Here is a 20831-nt window from a genome sequence, read left to right as displayed (position 1 = left end):
ATGCCGATCCCCGCCCGCTTTTCGAGATGCGCTCTCCTTTGTATGACCGTCTTGCTGGCGGCCCGGCCGGAATTTGCGGCGGCGCAGGCAAATGGGGCGATTGCCGAGCCCTCGGCGACGCCCAGCCAGACATTCCGTACCGATCGACCGCAGCCGCAGGGTATTGTGCCGTCCGATGGTGTCGGGGTTTTCGATCGTATGGGTGCGAAGCTGCCCGACCTGCCACCTGAAAAGGAATATAAGGGTCAGATCGATGAGGCGTTCGGCGCCTATCAGCGCGGCTATTATCTGACCGCTATGGACAAGGCGCTGCCACGGGCGCAACTCGGCGATCCAGCAGCCCAGACCCTGATCGCCGAAATTCTGTCGCAGGGCCTCGGCGTTAAGCGGGACATGAAGAACGCTGCCTTCTGGTACGGCAAGGCGGCGGAGGGCGGCGATCCGACTGCCATGTTCAAATATGCGTTGCTCCTCATGGAGGGCAATAACGTCACGCGCGACAAGGCGAAGGCCGACGAATATATGCGCAAGGCGGCCAATGCCGGAAATTCATCCGCAGAATTCAATTGGGCGCAGACGCTCGTTGCCGACAATCCCGGCGACAAGGGATTGAAACTTGCCCTGCCTTATTATGAAAAGGCGGGGGAGCAGGGCGTCGCAGACGCGCAATATGCGGTAGCGCAGATCTATCAGCAGGTGCCAGACCTGCCCGAAGACAAGAAGCAGCTGGCCCGCGAGTGGATGGCGCGCGCGGCGCGGGCGGGCTTCGATACGGCCCAACTTGACATGGGTATCTGGCTGGTCAACGGCGTCGGCGGGCCGAAGGATTACGTGCGCGGCTTCGAATGGCTGAAGATTGCCGCCAATAGGGGCAATGTCGCTGCACAAAACAAGCTCGCGCATCTCTACATCAACGCCATCGGTACGGCGCCAGATCCGGTCGAGGCTGCCAAATGGTATGTCCTGTCGCGGCGCGCAGGGTTGAGCGACCCCTCGCTCGAGGATTTCTATCTCGGCATCGAGGACGACCAGCAGAAGGCGGCGATCGAAGCGGCGAACAAGTTCCGCCGCATCAACTAACCCGCGGTCTTTCTAGAAAAGGGCGTCCTCAAACAGATCCTCGTCGCTCTGGGCCTTGGCGGGCTCAGCAGGAGCCGCTGCCGTTGTTTCCTCGGTGGCGGGAATGATGTCGCGATGGACATTGCGTTCCTGCACCATTGTGTAGAGCTTGAAGATCCTGTGGTCGAGCGGGGCGATTGCCTCGGCAATGTCGGAAATATCGGCGATCTGGTCGCCGGCCACCGTTTCCAGCACGTCGGCGCAACGGGCGAGCACGTCGCCGAGATCATGCTGGAAATCGAGCTTGCCGATCAGCAGGTTGATCCTGGTTGCGACCTCGCGGCCATGTTCGGCAAGTACCTTGAGCTCGTCTTCCATCAGGTTGGCAGCAGCGCGGATCGTGCCGACGGCCGAGGTGAGGCTTTCGGCAAGGCCTCCATTCTTGGTGCCGGCGGCAGGAGCGACACGTCCGGCCGAAGCCTCGAGCGCCGGCAGGCCATTGACGATGGCATCGGCTGAATCATCGAGCTTGCCGGCAAAGATGCGCAACTCGGCGGTGACGACGTTGATCGACTTGCCTTCTTCACCGAGACGGCTGCAGCGCAGGTTGGTATTCAGCGCCATATAGTGGATATCAGTCTTGACCGCGCGGATCGCCTCGATGGACTGCAGAAGGGTTGCGGCCGTGCCGAGCGTCGACTGACTGACCTGGTCGGCTTGACGGCTCGCCGTATCGACCTGCTTGACGATCTCGTGGGCAGCAGAGACGCTTGATTCCAGCGCACGCATGAAATTGCCGCCGCTGCCGTCGCTCTGACCGCTCATCTGGTCGCGCAACCTCAGAATTTGTTGCGTATCCTGGCTGAAGCTCGCGATGGTCTTTACGACATTGCGGGAATCCCGTTGGAAGTCGGTGCACATGTCTGCCATCTGCGCGGCCGTCAGGTGGTGAATGACGTTCTGCAGCCGCTTGTGCGCATCGCCATCAAGCTTGGCGCCGTCTTCGCTCGCGAAGAAATCCTCCAGCAGCGAAAAGGTGTTCTGCACATGCTCGATGCGCTGACGGGTGATATCACCGATCTGCAGCGCCGAAAGCGTAGATGCGACCTTGCCCTGTACGCCGCGAGCGATGGCGCCTACGTCTCGGGCGATGGCGCCGAGGTTCTGGCGGTGATCGGCAATCTTCTTTGCGTCGTCCTTAAGCGCCCTGGCGACGGCAGGAACGGTGTCGGCATAGCTTTTGGAGAGACTGTTGCCAAAGGAGAGGGCGAGCTTAACCTCCTTCTGCAGGCTGTCGAGATGGGTGGCGAAGCGATTGACTTCGTCCGTCCCCGAATAGATGCGCTCGAGGATTTCCTGGGCGAAGCCCGCGAATTCGGCGAGACCGGCACCCGTTATCTTTACCGTGACCGCGAAGGTGCGCAGGTAGCGCATCGTTTCCTGCATATCCGCGACATGCCGGTGCAGTTCCGAGCCGGTCTGGGCAAGTGCCGCCAGAGCCTGCTGGCGGTTTTCCTCAGCGCCAGGAAGCTCGATCAGATTCTGGACGGTTGCATTGAGATCGGCGCTGGTGTCACTCGCCTCATTGTTGTCCAGCGCCTTGGTGATCTGGTCCAGTGACGTCAACAGACGATTGAGGACATCCATCACGGACAGCAGGACGGTGCCACCTTCGAGGAAGCGTTCCTCGACCTGGGTGCGGGCCGATTCCAGGGTACGGCTGATATCCGAACCTGATGCGTAGTGCGCAGTCTGTGCCGATGCCGTCGCGTTTGTCACTTTTGTACCTTTACTTATAAACACAGGCAATTTGACTCTATTTTTACGGGCAGGATGGAAACGGCAGGTAAACGCCGCAGACTCGTAAACGTTGTGATTAACAACCTATGAAGGCATTCGGCAAGAATTGATAGGTTCTGCGTTGGTGTCGAGCTATCTATCTGTTTTTTTGTGGTATTTTATCATATGAGAAAGCTTCAGTATAAGTTATCCTGGATGATAATTCAGGGAGTCCGGACTCGCGGTAATTGCACTTTCCTACAACCGCTGTTTACGCACTGTTAAGCCTGTCATGAGAGTCCTTTTATGGTCGTTAAGTATTTCTCCGACCATGGAGGCTGCATTGGATACTCAGGCACAATATTGCGAATCTATATCCCTTCCGGAAGTTCTGAGCATTCGTAATGCTTCGGAAGTATATTCGAATATTATTGATCGATTTCGCGGCAATAATAACATTACTCTAAGTCTTCCCGAAAACGCGCAAGCGGATCTGAGTTTTCTTCAGCTCATCGAAGCCGCCCGCCGTCAGGCAAAGGCCGAAGGCAAGACTTTTACCCTTTCGGCTCCGGCCAGCGGTCCGCTTCTCAAGGTCCTTGAGCGGGCCGGATTTACCGAGGCCTTCGATGAAGAAGACAAGAAGTTTTGGTTGCATAAAGAGGTGACGTTATGAGCGCAAACATCCTGACCGTCGACGATTCCGCCAGCATCCGCCTGACTACCAAGGTCACGCTGACCAATGCCGGCTACACGGTCACCGAAGCCGTCAATGGCGCCGAGGGTCTGGCAACAGCCAAGAGCGGCAATTTCGACCTGATCGTCACCGACCTCAATATGCCTGTCATGGACGGGCTGACGATGATCGAAGAATTGCGGAAGCTGCCCGCTCAGGCCGGCGTGCCGATCATCTTCCTGACGACGGAATCCGATGCGGACCTCAAGGCCCGCGCCAAGGCCGCGGGTGCCACCGGCTGGCTTACAAAGCCGTTCGATCCGGAAAATCTCGTTAAGATCGTGAAGAAGGTTCTTGGCAGATGAGCTCGCTTGATCCAGTCGCAGTATTCCGTACCGAAGCGGCCGAATGCCTCGAGGCGATCGAAGCCGGCCTTCTCGACCTCAACCACGACCTCGAAAACAAGGACCTCGTCGACGCCGTGTTCCGCGGCCTTCACACGTTGAAGGGCTCGGGTGCGATGTTCGGCTTCGAGGCGCTTGCCGCTTTCACCCATCATTGCGAAACGGCCTTCGACCGTGTCCGCAAGGGTGAGGTTCCGGCAACCGCCGAGCTCGTCGCCGCCGTTCTTGCCGCGCAGGATCATATGCGCGCCCTCGTCGAACAGCCCGATGCCGATCACGGCGATACCGGCCACAAGCTGCTTGCCCAGCTCCAGGCCGCCGTCGGCGGCAAGGCCGAAGTCAAGGAGGCTGTCGCGCTTGCCGCTGCAGCCCCTGCCGTCGCCGCTCCCACCAAGAAGAAAACGACCTGGCGCATCCGTTTCAGCCTGCCGGCAAATTCCATGGCCAACGGCACCAACCCGCTCGGCCTTCTGGATGAACTGCGCGATCTCGGCGAATGCACAGTCCGCGCAAACACATCAGGCATTCCGCCGCTCGATAATCTGGTCCCGACTGAGCTCTACGTTTCCTGGGACGTCATTCTGACAAGCGAACAGGACCGTTCGGCCATCGACGACGTGTTCATCTTCGTCATGGATGACATGGAGCTCGACGTTCAGGAAATCGCCGGCCCGCAAGCCGCACCGGCCGAGACAAAGACGGACGTCGCTCCTGCTCCGGACGTTCCGGTTGCCGCAGCACCTGTCGCACCGGTGCCCGCCGCTGCTCCAGAATTCCGCCCGGTCGAGGCGGTTCCGGTGAAGCGTGAAACGCCAGCGCCTGTTCAGGCGGCAGCCCAGGCAAAGGCACAGGAAAACGTCCGCGTTCCGGCAGAGCGGCTCGACGAGCTGATGGACCGTGTCGGCGAACTCGTCATTGCCCAGTCGCGCCTCAGTCAGCTGGCAAGCTCCAGTTCGGATATTGCCCTACGCTCGGTTTCGGAAGAAATCGAACGTCTCTCCGGTGAGCTGCGCGACACGATGATGGTGCTGCGCATGGTGCCGGTCGGAACGCTCTTCTCGCGCTTCCGCCGCCTCGTACACGATCTCGCCCGCGAAACCGGCAAGGTCATCGAACTCGTCACCGAGGGCGAAACGACCGAAGTCGACAAGACCGTCATCGAGCGTCTTGCCGATCCGCTTGTCCATCTGGTCCGCAACTCGATCGACCATGGCCTCGAGCCGCCAGCCGAACGCCTCGGCGCAGGCAAGACGGAAGCCGGTACCGTGACGCTGTCCGCCCACCAGTCCGGCGGCGAAGTCATCATCTCGATCAAGGATGACGGCCGCGGCATCAACCGCGAGCGGGTTCGCGCCAAGGCGGAATCCTCGGGCCTGATTGCGCCCGGCCAGCCGCTTTCCGATCAGGAATTGCTGCAGCTCATTTTCGCGCCCGGCTTCTCCACGGCCGCGCAGATCACCAATCTCTCCGGCCGCGGCGTCGGCATGGATGTCGTCAAGAAGACGGTCGAGGCGCTGCGTGGTGCGATCGAGATCGTCAGCCTGCCGGGGCAAGGCTCGGAAGTCTCCCTTCGCATCCCACTGACGCTCGCCATCATCGACGGCCTGCTGGTGCGTGTCGGCTCCGGCCGCTACGTCATCCCGCTCTCGGCGGTCGAGGAATGCCTTGAACTGTCGCTGGAAGAAGATCTCCGCTCGCGTGGGCGCAGCTTCATCTCGCTGCGCGACAGCCTGGTGCCGTTCCTGCGCCTGCGCGATCTCTTCCGCACCGGCACCAAGCCTGATGTCCATCAGAAGGTGGTCGTCATCTCGACAGGCACCGAACGTGTCGGCCTCGTGGTCGACCAGATCATCGGCGACCACCAGACAGTCATCAAGTCGATGTCGAAATTGCACAACGACGTGGCGACCTTCTCTGGCGCTACCATTCTCGGCGACGGCAGCGTCGCCCTCATTCTTGACGTCGGGCACCTCGTTGCCGCGGGTCAGCAACAGGAGGCGCAATTGCGCGTGGCAGGATGAGCACAGCAGCAACAGCCGAAAAATTCGACAAGCACTGGAATTACGCCGAGGAAATCGAAGTTCTGACCTTCGATCTCAATGGCGAAACCTTCGCGCTGGAAGCGGTAATCGTCCAGGAAATCCTGGATCTGCTTCCCGAGACGGCGGTGCCGGGCAGCCAGCCCTTCGTCGCCAGCGTCATCAATTTCCGCGGCAAGGTCATTCCGCTTGCCGATCTTCGTCTCGCCTTTGGGATGGAAGCTTCGGAAGCGACGATCGACAGCCGCATCATCGTCATCGAGGTCGATCTGCAGGGGGAGCAGACTCTCGTGGGAATGCGTACCGACAAGGTGAACGAGGTGACGACGCTGACGAAAAGCGCCAGCGAACCACCGCCAAGCGTGGGTATGCGTTGGCGCGCGGATTACATCAACTGCCTGGTCAAGAGGGGGGGCGAGTTCATCATCCTTCCGAATTTGCAGGCGATTTTCTCATCGAGGCATGAGACGGCGGGGGCCGTCAACTAGCCGGGGGCCAATCATTGAGGGGTTAAAACGATGCGATTGACGATCAAGACTAAGCTGGTGACCGCGTTCACCTTTATCATTCTCATGCTCATGGGCACTGCTGCCTATGGTATCTTCAGCCTCGGCTCGCTGAACGATACGATCGGCAACCTTCTTGCCGGTCCTGCCGCGCGTCTCGACCTGGCGCAACAGATCAATATCGCCCAGCTCGAAGCCATCCGCCAGCAGAAGAACCTTCTGACCGCACGCAATGCCGACGACGCTTCCGGTGCAATCGAAAAGGGCAACCAGGCCCGCAAAAACTTCGCCGACGCATTCGCTGCCGTGACGAAGCTTGCGACCGAGGAAGGCAAAGCGCGTTGGGAACGCGTTGCCGAACTCTCCAAGGCATTCAATCAGGCAGACGACCAGATCCGAGATTTCATCAAAGGCGGCAATATGGACGGCGCCAACACTGTCTCGGTTACGACGGCTCGCCAGGCAGCCAACGATATTGACTCCACGCTCGATGAAATTCTGGCGCTCGAAAAAAAGCGCATGCAGGATGCGGATGACAACGCTGACCAGCAGTATGCCACGACGCGCACGATGATGATCGCGGTTGCCGGAACAGCGTTGCTGATTGCAGTCCTCACTGCCTTCTGGATCGCGAATACCATCAGCAAGGGTCTCAGCCGCGCCAACACCGTTGTCCGCGAAGTTGCCGAAGGCGACCTGACGAAGATGGCCGAAATCACCACGCATGACGAAATCGGCGAACTGCTCGGCAACGTCAATATCATGATCGAACGCCTTCGCGGTGTCGTTGCCGATGCCCTGTCTGCCGCCGACAACGTTTCTTCGGGCAGCCAGGAACTGTCGGCCAGCTCCGAGCAGGTCTCGCAGGGTGCGACCGAACAGGCGGCTTCGGCTGAAGAGGCTTCCGCTTCGATGGAGCAGATGGCTGCCAACATCAAGCAGAATGCCGACAATGCCGCCCAGACCGAGAAGATCGCCCGCCAATCCGCCAAGGACGCGGAAGCTTCCGGCGATGCTGTCAACCGCGCCGTCGATGCGATGCGCACGATTGCCGAGAAGATCGGCATCGTTCAGGAAATCGCCCGCCAGACTGATTTGCTAGCCCTGAACGCCGCCGTCGAAGCCGCGCGTGCCGGTGAGCACGGTAAGGGCTTTGCGGTCGTCGCCTCGGAAGTGCGCAAGCTTGCAGAACGCAGCCAGTCGGCAGCCGCGGAGATCTCCTCCATGTCGAGCGACACGGTCAAGGCCGCCCGCGATGCCGGCGAAATGCTTGGCCGCCTGGTTCCGGATATCCGCAAGACTGCCGAACTCGTCTCCGAGATCAGTGCCGCCTGCCGCGAACAGGATATCGGCGCCTCGCAGATCAATGAGGCGATCCAGCAGCTCGACAAGGTGACCCAGCAGAATGCCGGTGCTTCGGAAGAAATGTCGGCTACTTCTGAAGAGCTTGCTGCTCAGGCCGAGGAACTGCAGGCTTCAATCGCCTTCTTCAAGGTCGATACGGCAGGCGCGACCCGTGCTGGCGTACGGAAGACCGCTGCAAAGACGGCTGCCAAGGTGGTCAAGGCTCCGGCCGCTGCCCCACGCAAGCCAGCTCCGGCTACGCAGAACCACAATCACGGCCACACCGTCGCTTCCCAACAGGCACGTGCCAAGGGCTTTGCTCTGGACATGTCGATGGGCGGCCCCGACGCCGGTGACGACGATTTCCGCGAAAGCGCTTAAGCGGCTTCGCAGTCAACCGAAACTCTCCGCGGCCGCTTCGGCGGCCTCGGACCGAAATATCCCGCAACGTGTGTATGCGTTAGCGTCGTGATCACTAGATGTCCGACTGCTGGGAAGTGAATCACTCGCTGTCCCCCTTTTTTGGCTCTTCATTGGTTTTACTTACTGGCGATCTGCTCACGGGCCGCCTTGCGAGACAGTATTTTCCGCTTTCAGGGGATAGAGATGCGTTTCACCATTAAAATGAAGCTAGGTATTGCTTTTGGTCTCGTAATATTACTGGCGCTTGGGATGGCAGGTCTTGCCATTTCCAATCTTTATTCACTCAATGCCGCCATCAGCGATATCGTTGCTGGTCCTGCCAAGAACCTTTTGAATTCGGGCGGGCTTTCTGATGCGGTCGCCGCATCGATCCGCGCCGAGAAAAATGCCATTATGAACACGGATCCGGCTGCCATCACCGGATATCGGGACACGGTCGCGCAGGAACGGAAGACTATCGACGACCGGCTGTCCGAGCTCGACAAGGAGACCAATCCGGCAATCGTCAGCAAGCTCGCAGAATTCCGTTCGGTCTATCCGAACTGGACACGGATGCAGGACCAGATCCTTGATCTGGCGACCCAGAACACTGCTGAAAGCAACGCGCATGCCGCTCAGATCTCTATGGGCGAAGGTGCCAAGATCACCGATAATCTCCTGAAGATCCTGGGCGAGCTCAACAATCATATCGTTGAAGATCTTCACGCCACCGATGTAGCGACGAATGTCCAATACGACAATTCCAGCAGCGCCCTGATCGGCATGGCGGCGGTGCTGTTCGTTTTCTCGACGGCCATCGCGGTCTGGATCGCTTTCGGTATCAACCGTGGCCTGAAGAAGGTTGCCTTCATCGCGGAAGCCGTCTCGAAAGGCGATCTCGAGCAGAAGGTCGAGATCAAGACCAATGATGAGATCAAGGATCTGATCGACACGGTCAATATCATGACCGCCAACCTGCGCAGCACTGCGGCCCTTGCCGACAAGATCGCCATGGGGGACCTCTCGATCGACGCAAAGCCGCTGTCGGATAAGGATGCTCTCGGCATCGCCATGCAGAGCATGGTGACCAACCTGCGCACAACTGCCGAAGTGGCCAACCAGATCTCGAACGGCGACCTGACCGTTTCACCGAAGCCGCTTTCGGAAAAGGATGTGCTCGGCACTGCGCTCGAGCAGATGGTCGAGCGCCTGCGCGGCGTCGTTGCCGATGCGATTTCGGCTGCCGAGAACGTCTCTGCGGGCAGCCAGGAACTCTCGGCAAGCTCCGAGCAGGTTTCTCAAGGTGCGACGGAGCAGGCCGCCTCCGCCGAAGAGGCTTCGGCCTCGATGGAAGAGATGGCCTCCAACATCAAGCAGAACGCCGACAATGCCGCCCAGACCGAGAAGATCGCCCGCCAGTCGGCCAAGGATGCCGAAGCCAGCGGCGAAGCCGTCTCCCGCGCCGTCGATGCCATGCGCACGATCGCGCAGAAGATCGGCATCGTCCAGGAGATCGCGCGCCAGACCGACCTTCTCGCGCTGAACGCTGCCGTGGAAGCGGCGCGTGCCGGCGAGCATGGCAAGGGTTTTGCGGTCGTCGCATCCGAAGTCCGCAAGCTTGCAGAACGCAGCCAATCGGCAGCCGCTGAAATCAGTGCGATGTCCGGCGATACGGTGAAAGCTGCGCAGGAGGCGGGCGATATGCTTGGCCGTCTGGTGCCCGACATCCGCAAGACGGCGGAGCTGGTTTCCGAGATCAGCTCGGCGTGCCGCGAGCAGGATATCGGGGCAGCCCAGATCAACGAGGCGATCCAGCAGCTCGACAAGGTGACACAGCAGAATGCCGGTGCCTCTGAGCAGATGTCTGCGACCTCGGAAGAGCTCGCCTCCCAGGCCGAGGAACTGCAGACGTCGATCGCCTTCTTCAAGGTGGACATGGCCGGCAACCGCCAGTCCCGCGCGCCGGCCGCCAAGGTTACGGTCCGCAGCCCGGCTCCGGCAGCAATCCGTAAGCCGGTCGGCAAGAAGACCACTGCCGCCAATACGGTTGCCGCCCAGCAGGCACGCGCCAAGGGCTTTGCCCTGGATATGTCGATGGGCGGCCCGGACGCCGGCGACGATGATTTCCGCGAAAGCGCCTGAGCGCTTTCTCGCTCCAATACCGTCAGGGACCAGGCTTATGGCCCCTGACCACAAGCATTCGGTGCCCAGGAACCCCGGACGCAAGATCGCAATTTCTTCGATAACTGTCTTCGCCTCCGGAATGTTTTTGCTGCGTGACGCCGCGCCCAGGAAACCACCGGTCCACACTTATTCCGTCGCTTTCAAATAGGGGTATTGCGATGCGTATCACGATCAAGCTCAAGCTCGCAGCCGCGTTCGGCTTTGTCATATTGTTGCTAGTGGGTAGTGCAGTCTTTGGAATTATCAGCCTCAGCTCCCTGAACGATGCCGTCGGCAACCTGATCGCAGGTCCTTCAAAAAGACTGGAGCTGGCTCTGGAAGCCAAAGCTGCCGAGCTCGATGCTATCCGATGGCAGAAGAACGCCCTTTTGGAAATGGATCCTGAAGCAGCCAGGAAACACTACGAAAATTCGGCAAAGAGCATGGATGAATTGCTCACATTCGCGACAGGCGGTCAGCAGCTTGCAACGGCTGACGGCAAGCCTACGTGGGACAGGCTGGTCGAGCTGAGCAAACGTTTCGTGGAAGGTTCCAACAAAGTCGCCTTGATCCAGGAAAATGGCGACAGGGCAGGGGCCACGGCCTATTCCGGTGGAGAGGTTCGGGCCATCGTCACAGAATTGGAAGACGTCTTTACGACGCTTGTCGCGCTTCAGCAGAAGTCGATGACGCAAGCCGACAACGATACTGAAGTCCTCTACAGCAACACCAGAAACTTGCTGATCGGCATCGCCATCGGCGCTTCCGTTATCGCTTTTGCCGCCGCACTGTGGATCGCGCTCGGCATCAACAGTGGCCTGCGCAAGATTATGAACGTCGCTAGCGCCGTCGCCATCGGCGATCTGAACCAGAAGGTCGAGATCAAGAGCAACGACGAGATCAAGGATCTGGTGAACACGATCAACGTCATGACGGATAATCTGCGCAATACCGCTGGCATCGCAAACGAGATTTCGAATGGTGACCTCAGCGTTACACCGAAGCCGCTCTCCGACAAGGATACGCTCGGTATTGCCATGCTCGGCATGGTGAACAACCTGCGCGCTACCGCCGATGTTGCCAACCAGATCGCAGAAGGCGACCTCTCGGTCGAGGTCAAGCCGCTTTCGGCCAAGGATACGCTCGGCATCGCGATGCAAAGCATGGTTGCCAACCTTCGCATCACTGCCGATATTGCCACGCAGATTGCTGCCGGCGACCTGACGGTTTCTCCGAAGCCGCTTTCAGCCAAGGATACACTCGGCACCGCGCTGGAACAGATGGTGGAGCGTTTGCGCGATGTCGTCGCGGACGCAATTGCGGCCGCCGAGAATGTTTCGGCCGGCAGCCAGGAACTTTCGGCGAGCTCCGAACAGGTATCGCAGGGCGCCACCGAGCAGGCTTCGGCGGCCGAGGAAGCCTCCTCCTCGATGGAAGAGATGGCCGCCAACATCAAACAGAACGCCGACAATGCCGCCCAGACGGAAAAGATCGCGCGTCAATCCGCCAAGGATGCGGAGATGAGCGGGAGCGCCGTTTCCCGCGCCGTCGAGGCCATGCGTACGATCGCCCAGAAGATCGGCATCGTTCAGGAAATTGCCCGCCAGACCGACCTTCTCGCACTCAACGCTGCGGTGGAAGCGGCTCGTGCCGGCGAACACGGCAAGGGTTTTGCAGTCGTCGCTTCGGAAGTGCGCAAGCTTGCAGAGCGCAGCCAGTCGGCGGCAGCGGAAATCAGCGCCATGTCGAGCGATACCGTCACTGCCGCCCAGGAAGCCGGGGACATGCTCGGCCGCCTGGTGCCTGACATCAGAAAGACGGCGGAACTCGTGGCGGAGATCAGCTCTGCATGCCGCGAGCAGGATGTCGGTGCGTCGCAGATCAACGAGGCGATCCAGCAGCTCGACAAGGTAACCCAGCAGAATGCGGGTGCTTCCGAGCAGATGTCTGCAACCTCCGAAGAGCTCGCTGCCCAGGCCGAGGAACTGCAGACGTCGATCGCCTTCTTCAAAGTGGATACGGCGGGTGGCAAGACAATGGCGACGGGTGGCCGCCAGGGTCGCGCACCGGCTGCCAAGGTGACCACGCGCAGCCCGGCTCCATCTGCACCTCGCAAGCCGGTCGGCAAGGCGGCTGCCGCCAACGGCATTGTCGCTCAGCAAGCCCGCGCCAAGGGTTTTGCCCTGGACATGTCCATGGGCGGACCGGACACGGCGGACGATGATTTCCGGGAAAGCGCGTAAGCGCTTCCCGGCGGACAGGCATTGGGGCCGCGGCAACAGCGGCCCCGTTACGGCCGGCGCATGGAAGCGCCGGGGCACACCGGCTCGGCCGGCAACGCATGAAGCGTTTTTACGGCGGCACAATGTGTCATTTCGCGGGATATCCGCTGCAGTCCTAAAGGGGTCTTGGAATGCGCTTCACGATCAAACTCAAACTGGGCCTGGTGTTCGGTTTCATCGTTCTCCTGACCTGCGCCATGGCCGGTCTTTCGATCTACAATCTCTCGTCGCTGAATAGCGACATCTCGGTCATGGTTGCCGGTCCGGTCGCCAATCTGCGCGATTCCGGTGATCTCTCCGATGCCGTGATGCGTTCCATCCGCGCCGAAAAGGATGCGATCATCAATACCGATGCGACCAAGATCGCCGGCTATGTCGATGAGATCTCGCAGCAGCGCGAGCAGATCAAGACACTGCAGGCTCGCCTTGCCACTTCGGAAGACCCTGACATCAGGAATGGCATGGCTCAGTTCGGCGATCTCTACGGCAAGTGGACGGCGCTGCAGGATCGTGTTGCCGACCTCGCCAAGCAGAACACCACCGAATCCAACACCCAGGCCGGCGTCATTTCGATGGGCGAAGGCCAGGCGGTGACGACCCAGCTTCTCGGCATTCTCACCAAGCTGAACGACACCGTGACCGGCAATGTCGCCGAAACCGACGCCGCTACCAACGACCAGTATGCCCAGTCGCGCAACATGCTGGTGATGATGACGATAGGTCTGATCATCATATCCTCTGCTGCCGCCATCTGGATCCTGCTCAATATCTCCCGTGGCCTCAAGCGTGCAGTCCAGCTCGCGGATGCCGTCAGCATCGGCGATCTCGAACAGGACATCGAGCATAAGAGCAATGACGAAATCCGCGACCTGGTCAATTCCATGACGAGGATGACCGGCAACCTGCGTAACACGGCGCAGATCGCCAACCAGATCTCGAACGGCGACCTGACGGTGTCTCCGAAGCCTCTGTCCGAGAAGGATACGCTGGGTATTGCTCTGGAGCAGATGGTGGAGCGCCTGCGTGGTGTTGTCGCCGATGCGATTGCCGCTGCGGAAAACGTCTCGTCCGGCAGCCAGGAACTCTCGGCCAGCTCCGAGCAGGTCTCGCAGGGTGCGACCGAACAGGCGGCTTCGGCTGAAGAGGCTTCCGCTTCGATGGAAGAGATGGCCTCCAACATCAAGCAGAATGCCGACAACGCCGCCCAGACCGAAAAGATCGCCCGCCAGTCCGCCAAGGATGCGGAGAATTCCGGCGATGCCGTCAACCGGGCTGTGGCTGCGATGCGCACGATTGCCGAGAAGATCGGCATCGTTCAGGAAATCGCCCGCCAGACCGATCTGCTGGCCCTGAACGCCGCCGTCGAAGCTGCGCGTGCCGGTGAACACGGCAAGGGTTTTGCGGTCGTCGCATCCGAAGTCCGCAAGCTTGCAGAACGCAGCCAATCGGCAGCCGCTGAAATCAGTGCGATGTCCGGCGATACGGTGAAAGCTGCGCAGGAAGCCGGCGACATGCTCGGCCGGCTGGTTCCGGATATCCGCAAGACTGCGGAACTGGTCTCCGAGATCAGCGCCGCATGCCGCGAGCAGGATATTGGTGCAGCCCAGATCAACGAGGCGATCCAGCAGCTCGACAAGGTGACCCAGCAGAATGCCGGCGCCTCCGAAGAGATGTCGGCGACCTCCGAAGAGCTGGCGACCCAGGCTGAGGAATTGCAGGCCTCGATCGCCTTCTTCAAGGTGGACACGGCCGGCAACCGCCTGTCCCGCGCTCCGGCTGCCAAGGTCACGGTGCGCACGCCGGTTCCGACCGGAGGTCGCAAGCCGGTCGGCAAGAAGACCACGGCCACCAATACGGTTGCCGCCCAGCAGGCGCGCGCCAAGGGCTTTGCCCTCGACCTCTCCATGGGTGGGCCGGACGACGGGGATGCCGAGTTCAAGGAAAGCGCCTGAGCATCCAGGTCCTTTCAATATGTTAACAGGCGTCTCCGATAATGGGGGCGCCCGAATCCAAGGAAAGCGGTTGATCATGGCAACAACATCTCTGGAAGCCCAATTCGTGACCTTCAGCCTCGGCGAGGAGATCTTCGCCGTTCCAGTGGAGGTGGTGCGCGAAATCCTCGACTATGCGGAAGCATTCAAGATTCCGAATGGTCCCGACTATCTGCTCGGCCTGCGCGACGTGCGCGGCCAGGGTGTTCCGACGATCGATCTGCGCCTGAAGCTCGGCATGTCGAAGACAGTGCCGACGCCGCACACGCGCGTGCTGGTTCTAGACGTTCCGATGGAAAATCGCCTTCTGACGCTCGGCCTCGTTGCCGATCGCGTTTTCGAAGTGACGCCCTTCCGTCGCGAGCAGATCGAGTCCGCACCGGATATCGGCGTACGCTGGCGGTCGGATTATATTGCTGGTGTCGTGCGCCGCGAGAACGGCTTCGTCGTCATCGTCGACCTTGCCCGGCTTCTGTCGCGCGAGGATGCCACTGTCCTGCAATCGGCCGCCTGAGGCCCTCAAGACCTGTTCGGAGCGTCGCGTTTTATGAGTATGGCAGCGGTAGAAACCCAATTGCCGGGTGACAGGATCAGCAAGCGTAATTTCGACAAGCTGGCACGGTTCATCTATGACTATAGCGGCATCAAGATGCCGCCGACGAAGCTGACGATGCTGGAGGGCCGGCTGCGCCGGCGTTTGCGCGCCACGCGCCATGCGAGCTTCGACGACTATTGTGATTTCCTGTTCAACGAGGATGGTCTCGAGCAGGAGACTGTCTACCTGATCGACGTCGTGACGACCAATAAGACCGACTTCTTCCGGGAAGCCAAACATTTCGAATATATGCAGATGGTCGCCCTGCCGACGCTCGCCGACAGCGGCCTGCGGACGATCCGCACATGGAGTTCTGCCTGCTCGACGGGTGCAGAGCCCTATACGATGGCTATGGTGCTGGCCGAGTTCGTCGAGAACCGAAGCGATGTCTCCTACAATGTGCTGGCGACCGATCTCTCCACCGATGTGCTGCAGACAGCGCGCAAGGGTATTTATGCGGAAGATCTGATCGCTCCGGTGCCGCGCGACCTGCAGAAGAAATATGTTATGGTTGCCAAGCAGCAGGGTCGCCGCGAGGTTCGCATCTCGCCGAAGCTGCGCAGCCGTGTCGGCTTTGCCCGCATGAACCTGATGGATGAGAAATATCCTATTGGCGACATGATGCACCTTATCTTTTGCCGCAACGTGCTGATCTACTTCGACAAGCAGACGCAGGGTGGGGTGCTCACCCGTCTCTGCAATTGCCTCGCGAAGGGCGGTTACATGTTTATCGGTCACTCGGAATCGATCACCGGCTTCGACCTTCCCTTGAAGCAGGTTTCGAATACGGTGTTCCAGCGCATCTGAGGGGATACTATGGCCAAAAAAGTCCGCGTCCTCATCATTGACGATTCCGCCAGTGTCAGGCAGACGCTGGCACGGGTTCTGGAAGAAGACCCGGAGATCGAAGTCATGGCCGTGGCTTCCGACCCGTTCATGGCGGCGCGCAAGATCCAGGAAGAGATCCCTGATGTCATCACCCTTGATGTCGAGATGCCGCGCATGGATGGTATCACCTTCCTGCGCAAGCTCATGTCGCAGCGGCCGATCCCGGTCGTCATGTGCTCCTCGCTGACGGAAGCGGGTTCGGAAACTCTGCTTCAGGCGCTTGAGGCGGGTGCTGTCGACGTCATCTTGAAATCCAAGATCGGTGCGGCAGATAGTCTGGCCGATGATGCAATGCGCATCCGCGAAGTGGTCAAGAGTGCCTCGCATGCGCGGCTTACCAATGTGCGCCGCGCTGCAGGCAGCATCCGCTCGGCTTCGGCAGAGGGGCCGGCCAAGAAGCTGACGGCCGATGCGATGTTGCCGCCGCCGACCGGTCGGGCGATGGCGAAAACGACGGAAATGGTTGTCTGCGTCGGCGCTTCAACGGGCGGAACGGAAGCCCTGCGCGAGTTTCTGGAAGCGCTGCCGGCCAATGCGCCGGGCATGGTCATCGTCCAGCACATGCCGGAAAAATTCACAGCGGCTTTCGCCAAGCGCCTCAACGGTCTCTGCGAAGTCGAGGTCAAGGAAGCGGCCGATGGCGATCCGGTATTGCGCGGCCATGTGCTGATTGCGCCGGGCGACAAGCATATGCTGCTGGAGCGCCAGGGCGCGCGTTATTACGTGTCCGTCAAGCCGGGGCCGCTGGTTTCCCGCCACCGCCCGTCCGTCGATGTGCTCTTCCGTTCCGCTGCCCGTTCGGCCGGTTCGAACGCGATGGGCATCATCATGACCGGAATGGGAGACGATGGTGCGCGTGGCATGCTGGAAATGCATCAGGCCGGCGCCTATACCGTCGCGCAGGATGAAGCGACCTCGGTTGTTTTCGGCATGCCCAAGGAAGCGATCGCCAAGGGCGGTGTCGACCGAATTCTGCCGCTCGACCAGATCGCCCGCGAAGTGCTGATCACACAGCAGAAATCCTGAATTTCCGAGCATTGAACAATGGAACGGCGGCGTATCTGCGCCGCCGTTCGCTTGTCTGAATCAGGCCAGATAGCCGCCGTCGATCGTCAGGCTGGCGCCGGTGATGAAGGAGGCCTCGCGACTGGCGAGATAGGCGGTGAAGCTGGCGATTTCCTTGTCCTCGCCGATGCGGCCGAGCGCCATCAACTGTTTCAGCATCTCATGGCTGGCTTCGTTCGAGTTCATGTCCGTCGCCGTCGGGCCTGGCTGAATAGTGTTGACGGTGATGCCGCGCGGGCCAAGATCGCGGGCAAGGCCGCGTGTCATGGCAGCGACCGCACCCTTGGTCATGGAATAGACCGAAGAGGTTGGAAAGCCGCTCCGCTCGGCGACGATGCTGCCGATGGTGATGATGCGCCCGCCTGCTTTCATGTGGCGCGCGGCCGCCTGCGTGCCGGCGAAGACTGCGCGGACGTTGACCGCAAACATGCGGTCGAAGTCTTCGAGGGGGAAATTCTCTACTGGATTCAACATGAGAATTCCGGCGCTGTTGACGAGAATGTCGATGCCACCGAACGTCGAGACAGTCTCATCGACCGCATCTTGAACGGCCTTCGGATCAGCGCTGTCTGCCTTGATGGCCAGCGCGTTCGCACCCTTCGCCTCTATTTCGGCAACGATGGCCTTCGCCTTGTCGCCGGAGGCGGAATAGGTGAACGCAACGTCCGCACCGTCGCTGCTGAGGCGGCGGACGATTGCGGCACCGATACCGCGCGAGCCACCGGTTACGAGGGCGATCTTGCCGGAGAGTGGTTGGGACATTGTGGTTTCCTTCCTTTTTTGGACTGTTTAGTCTTGAATTGGGCATGCGAAATCGGGTTTGGACTTCCAGGTTTTACCGGAGGCTTCGAATGGCGAGGCGGGCTATCCCGCGAAGCGCTTCGGGGGAGGCGCCATTGCGGGCGCTGACCTTCATGCCTGACAGGGTCGAGCCGAGGAAGTACACGGCATCGGTGGTATCGACATCATCTGCAACCTCGCCCCGCTTCTTGCCTTCCTCAAGGATTGTCTGCACGGCGGATGAAAGCAGGCGGGATGCCTTGTCTGTCAGATCAGAGACCGCACTGTCCGTGCGACCGAACTCGCATACGGCGCTGACACCAAGGCAGCCACGGCCGGCTTCGGTTTCCGGACGGGAGGCAAAGGCGATGAGCGTCTCTTCCAAAGCTTTCAACGGTGTCGTATCGCGGTGCAGATCGGCCACGAGTTGAGAGACGCTGTCGAGATTGTAGCGGTCGAGCGCTGCCAGATAGAGGCTGCGCTTGTCGCCGAAAGTATCGTACATGCTTTGCCGGCTGATCTTCATGGCCGACAGCAGCGCATCCGTGGACGTGCCCTCGTAGCCGTGTTCGGTGAACACGGTGATGGCCGCCTTGAGTGCGGTGTCGCGATCGAATTCCTTATGCCTTGCCATGATGCCTCAATAAGGTTTCTAGACTGATCTGTCCAGAATAATTTAGGAACTATCCTTTCGTGCTGTAACCCTGCCATGCGGCATTCCCCTTGAAATTTCCCCGATTTTGTGGTCTTGAGGCCGCCAATCTATGCAGCGCTGTCGCTTCCGGCGTTCAGGGACATATCCCGCCCCTGACAGTGCGTCCCGTATTATCCAAGGAAAATGCCCACATGGCCCGTTCAGCTCTTCTCAATGTCATGGTTCAGGCTGCCATCAAGGCAGGCAAGTCGCTGGGGCGTGATTTCGGGGAAGTGCAGAACCTGCAGGTATCCGTGAAGGGACCGGGCGACTTCGTTTCGAATGCCGACCGCAAGGCCGAAAAGATCGTCAAGGAAGAGCTTCTCAAGGCTCGTCCGACTTATGGCTTCCTTGGCGAAGAGAGCGAAGAGATCAAGGGTACCGACGGTGCGCACCGCTGGATCGTCGATCCGCTGGATGGCACGACCAACTTCCTGCACGGTATCCCGGCCTTTGCCGTTTCCATCGCGCTTGAGCGCAACAATGAGATTGTCGCAGGCGTGGTCTTCAATCCGGCGACGGACGAGCTCTACACTGCCGAGCGTGGCGGCGGCGCGTTCCTCAACGATCGCCGCCTGCGCGTCGCCTCGCGCCGGGTGCTCTCCGACAGCGTCATCGGCTGCGGCGTGCCGCATCTTGGCCGCGGCAATCACGGCAAGTTCCTGATCGAACTGCGCCATGTCATGGGCGAAGTCGCCGGCATCCGCCGCATGGGCGCAGTCTCGCTTGATCTTGCCTATGTGGCCGCCGGTCGTTTCGACGGTTTCTGGGAAGTGGCGCTGTCGCCCTGGGACATGGCGGCCGGTATTCTGCTCATCCGTGAAGCGGGTGGTTATGCGACTGACTGGGACGGCGGGGCGTCAATTCTGGAGACCGGTGCGATCATTGCCGGCAACGAGCACATCCACAAAGCGCTCACGGAAGTGGTCAAGCGACCGGTTCCGACCAAGTGACGATCTGGGCAACAGCCTGTTGTAAAGTCCGGCTTTTCGCCCGCGCATACTTCAATTTGGCACAATGTTGATCTAGTCTTCGGCTGTAATGAGTCCGGAGGCCGAGGAACCTATGGAAAATGTGAATGTGGCCGAGTTCGGCTCGACCGAGAAGACGGCCGGTGGCTACGCTTACAAACTCTCCAGCCCCATGTCGTTCTTCTGGACGATGGTGTTGTTCCTCATCATCGTGGGCTTCATAGCGGCGATCCTGTTCCGGCAGACACAGACTGCCTTCATGCATAACCCGGGCCTGAATGGTCTCATCGTCGGCGTTCTTGCCGTTGGAATCATTCTCGTTTTCAATCATGTGTTGTCGCTTCGCCCGGAAGTACGCTGGTTCAATTCTTTCCGCGCTGCTGGCAGTGCCGACAAGGTGAACCGCAATCCGCGGCTGCTCGCGCCAATGCGGGCGCTGATCGGAAATCGTAGCAGGTCGGGGGTTGCATTATCGACCACCGCGCTGCGCTCCATTCTGGATTCGATTGCCAACCGCCTCGACGAATCGCGTGACGTTTCCCGCTATCTCATTGGCCTGCTCGTCTTCCTCGGCCTGCTCGGTACCTTCTGGGGCCTTATCGGCACGATCGGCTCGATCAGCTCTGTCATCCAGTCGCTCGATGCCGGCTCGAATGGCACGGGCGATGTGCTTTCGACGCTGAAGGAAGGGCTTGCGATGCCGCTTTCCGGCATGGGCCAGGCTTTCTCGTCTTCGCTGCTCGGTCTTTCGGGTTCGCTGATCCTCGGGTTCCTCGATCTGCAGGCCGGACGTGCGCAGAACCGTTTCTATACGGAGCTGGAAAACTGGCTCTCCTCGGTTACCGATGTCGGCTCCGACATTCCGGTGCCGGCGCTGGATGGCGTTTCCGGTGGCTCATCGGAAGATATGAAGGCCCTGTCGGAATATCTGCGAAAGGTCGCCGAAGGGGACGGCGCGTCCAGCCAGCGGTCGGTTGCCGCGATGGCAAGCCTTGCCGAAGGCATTCAGGGTCTCGTCAAGAACATGCGCAACGAGCAGCAGATGCTGCGCGACTGGATCGAGGTCCAGCAGGACGAGGCAAAGGCGATGCGCCGCACGCTCGATCGGCTGGCTGAACGCATCGGTGTGCAAGACCGCGGCAGCGACAGAGTGCGCGAACGGTCCGGCCAGATCGAAAAGAGCGAGGGCAAGTAAG

16 protein-coding genes and 1 pseudogene are annotated in these 20831 nt (G+C 60.1%); 14 read left to right on the top strand and 3 right to left on the bottom strand.

Annotated elements, in window-relative coordinates:
* A complete protein-coding gene (locus J2X71_RS18105; RefSeq protein ID WP_310383550.1) occupies positions 1-1080 on the top strand; it encodes a tetratricopeptide repeat protein in 1080 nt (359 codons plus the stop codon).
* A gap of 12 nt (positions 1081-1092) precedes the next feature.
* Here J2X71_RS18105 and J2X71_RS18100 read toward each other — a convergent pair whose 3' ends face one another.
* The gene (locus tag J2X71_RS18100) at positions 1093-2838 is read right to left on the bottom strand and encodes a chemotaxis protein (RefSeq protein WP_310383549.1); all 1746 of its coding nucleotides are present in this window, start codon (positions 2836-2838) and stop codon (positions 1093-1095) included.
* A gap of 343 nt (positions 2839-3181) precedes the next feature.
* Between J2X71_RS18100 and J2X71_RS18095 the strand changes: the two genes are divergently transcribed.
* The 11 genes and pseudogenes from J2X71_RS18095 to J2X71_RS18045 all read left to right on the top strand — a co-directional run bounded on the left by J2X71_RS18095 (position 3182) and on the right by J2X71_RS18045 (position 17151).
* The gene (locus J2X71_RS18095) at positions 3182-3511 is read left to right on the top strand and encodes an STAS domain-containing protein (protein ID WP_310383547.1); all 330 of its coding nucleotides are present in this window, start codon (positions 3182-3184) and stop codon (positions 3509-3511) included.
* Complete coding sequence (locus tag J2X71_RS18090; RefSeq protein WP_112544064.1) at positions 3508-3876, top strand: response regulator; 369 nt, start codon at positions 3508-3510, stop codon at positions 3874-3876. The genes J2X71_RS18095 and J2X71_RS18090 overlap by 4 nt, the downstream gene beginning before the upstream one ends.
* Entirely contained in the window at positions 3873-5936 is a 2064-nt protein-coding gene (locus J2X71_RS18085) for a chemotaxis protein CheA (RefSeq protein ID WP_310383543.1), read from the top strand. The genes J2X71_RS18090 and J2X71_RS18085 overlap by 4 nt, the downstream gene beginning before the upstream one ends.
* Positions 5933-6442 (top strand): chemotaxis protein CheW, encoded by a 510-nt coding sequence (locus J2X71_RS18080; protein ID WP_310383541.1) that lies wholly within the window; start codon positions 5933-5935, stop codon positions 6440-6442. Before J2X71_RS18085 ends, J2X71_RS18080 begins: the two co-directional genes overlap by 4 nt.
* Before the next feature lie 30 nt (positions 6443-6472).
* Complete coding sequence (locus tag J2X71_RS18075) at positions 6473-8185, top strand: methyl-accepting chemotaxis protein (protein WP_310383539.1); 1713 nt, start codon at positions 6473-6475, stop codon at positions 8183-8185.
* Positions 8186-8410: 225 nt separating this feature from the next.
* Entirely contained in the window at positions 8411-10348 is a 1938-nt protein-coding gene (locus J2X71_RS18070) for a methyl-accepting chemotaxis protein (protein WP_310383538.1), read from the top strand.
* Positions 10349-11175: 827 nt separating this feature from the next.
* Positions 11176-12612, top strand: a pseudogene (locus tag J2X71_RS18065) (methyl-accepting chemotaxis protein); the annotation flags it as partial.
* Between the two features lie 170 nt (positions 12613-12782).
* On the top strand, positions 12783-14603 hold the full coding sequence (locus J2X71_RS18060) for a methyl-accepting chemotaxis protein (RefSeq protein WP_310383534.1): 1821 nt from the start codon (positions 12783-12785) through the stop codon (positions 14601-14603).
* A 76-nt stretch (positions 14604-14679) separates the two neighbouring features.
* The gene (locus tag J2X71_RS18055) at positions 14680-15156 is read left to right on the top strand and encodes a chemotaxis protein CheW (protein ID WP_007826506.1); all 477 of its coding nucleotides are present in this window, start codon (positions 14680-14682) and stop codon (positions 15154-15156) included.
* 33 nt (positions 15157-15189) lie between these two features.
* Entirely contained in the window at positions 15190-16044 is an 855-nt protein-coding gene (locus J2X71_RS18050; protein WP_310383531.1) for a CheR family methyltransferase, read from the top strand.
* A gap of 9 nt (positions 16045-16053) precedes the next feature.
* Positions 16054-17151, top strand: coding sequence for a chemotaxis response regulator protein-glutamate methylesterase (locus J2X71_RS18045; RefSeq protein ID WP_310383529.1), 1098 nt, complete (start codon positions 16054-16056; stop codon positions 17149-17151).
* Positions 17152-17211: 60 nt separating this feature from the next.
* Here the strand turns inward: J2X71_RS18045 and J2X71_RS18040 are convergent, their stop codons facing one another.
* Both J2X71_RS18040 and J2X71_RS18035 read right to left on the bottom strand, forming a co-directional pair.
* Complete coding sequence (locus J2X71_RS18040; RefSeq protein ID WP_310383527.1) at positions 17212-17952, bottom strand: 3-oxoacyl-ACP reductase family protein; 741 nt, start codon at positions 17950-17952, stop codon at positions 17212-17214.
* Positions 17953-18025: 73 nt separating this feature from the next.
* Positions 18026-18604 (bottom strand): TetR/AcrR family transcriptional regulator, encoded by a 579-nt coding sequence (locus J2X71_RS18035; RefSeq protein ID WP_310383525.1) that lies wholly within the window; start codon positions 18602-18604, stop codon positions 18026-18028.
* 212 nt (positions 18605-18816) lie between these two features.
* On the opposite strand from J2X71_RS18035, the gene J2X71_RS18030 reads away from it, so the two are divergent.
* Together J2X71_RS18030 and J2X71_RS18025 are read left to right on the top strand one after the other, a co-directional pair.
* Positions 18817-19617, top strand: coding sequence for an inositol monophosphatase family protein (locus tag J2X71_RS18030; protein ID WP_113320882.1), 801 nt, complete (start codon positions 18817-18819; stop codon positions 19615-19617).
* Between the two features lie 112 nt (positions 19618-19729).
* Positions 19730-20830, top strand: coding sequence for a flagellar motor protein MotA (locus J2X71_RS18025; RefSeq protein ID WP_310383523.1), 1101 nt, complete (start codon positions 19730-19732; stop codon positions 20828-20830).
* The last annotated feature ends 1 nt before the right edge of the window (position 20831 follow it).

It is taken from the genome of Rhizobium sp. 1399 (assembly GCF_031455475.1).
In the GTDB taxonomy this organism is placed as follows: Bacteria; Pseudomonadota; Alphaproteobacteria; order Rhizobiales; family Rhizobiaceae; genus Rhizobium.
The sequence above is the reverse complement of the archived record's forward strand: the minus strand, read 5'-3'. Positions and strand labels throughout refer to the sequence as shown.

What these genes read in the sequence shown, in the direction of transcription:
- J2X71_RS18105 (WP_310383550.1), top strand. Translation starts at nt 1, where the DNA reads ATGCCGATCCCCGCCCGCTTTTCGAGATGCGCTCTCCTTTGTATGACC.
- J2X71_RS18090 (WP_112544064.1), top strand. Translation starts at nt 3,508, where the DNA reads ATGAGCGCAAACATCCTGACCGTCGACGATTCCGCCAGCATCCGCCTG.
- J2X71_RS18085 (WP_310383543.1), top strand. Translation starts at nt 3,873, where the DNA reads ATGAGCTCGCTTGATCCAGTCGCAGTATTCCGTACCGAAGCGGCCGAA.
- J2X71_RS18080 (WP_310383541.1), top strand. Translation starts at nt 5,933, where the DNA reads ATGAGCACAGCAGCAACAGCCGAAAAATTCGACAAGCACTGGAATTAC.
- J2X71_RS18075 (WP_310383539.1), top strand. Translation starts at nt 6,473, where the DNA reads ATGCGATTGACGATCAAGACTAAGCTGGTGACCGCGTTCACCTTTATC.
- J2X71_RS18070 (WP_310383538.1), top strand. Translation starts at nt 8,411, where the DNA reads ATGCGTTTCACCATTAAAATGAAGCTAGGTATTGCTTTTGGTCTCGTA.
- J2X71_RS18060 (WP_310383534.1), top strand. Translation starts at nt 12,783, where the DNA reads ATGCGCTTCACGATCAAACTCAAACTGGGCCTGGTGTTCGGTTTCATC.
- J2X71_RS18055 (WP_007826506.1), top strand. Translation starts at nt 14,680, where the DNA reads ATGGCAACAACATCTCTGGAAGCCCAATTCGTGACCTTCAGCCTCGGC.
- J2X71_RS18050 (WP_310383531.1), top strand. Translation starts at nt 15,190, where the DNA reads ATGAGTATGGCAGCGGTAGAAACCCAATTGCCGGGTGACAGGATCAGC.
- J2X71_RS18045 (WP_310383529.1), top strand. Translation starts at nt 16,054, where the DNA reads ATGGCCAAAAAAGTCCGCGTCCTCATCATTGACGATTCCGCCAGTGTC.
- J2X71_RS18040 (WP_310383527.1), bottom strand. Translation starts at nt 17,952, where the DNA reads ATGTCCCAACCACTCTCCGGCAAGATCGCCCTCGTAACCGGTGGCTCG.
- J2X71_RS18035 (WP_310383525.1), bottom strand. Translation starts at nt 18,604, where the DNA reads ATGGCAAGGCATAAGGAATTCGATCGCGACACCGCACTCAAGGCGGCC.
- J2X71_RS18030 (WP_113320882.1), top strand. Translation starts at nt 18,817, where the DNA reads ATGGCCCGTTCAGCTCTTCTCAATGTCATGGTTCAGGCTGCCATCAAG.
- J2X71_RS18025 (WP_310383523.1), top strand. Translation starts at nt 19,730, where the DNA reads ATGGAAAATGTGAATGTGGCCGAGTTCGGCTCGACCGAGAAGACGGCC.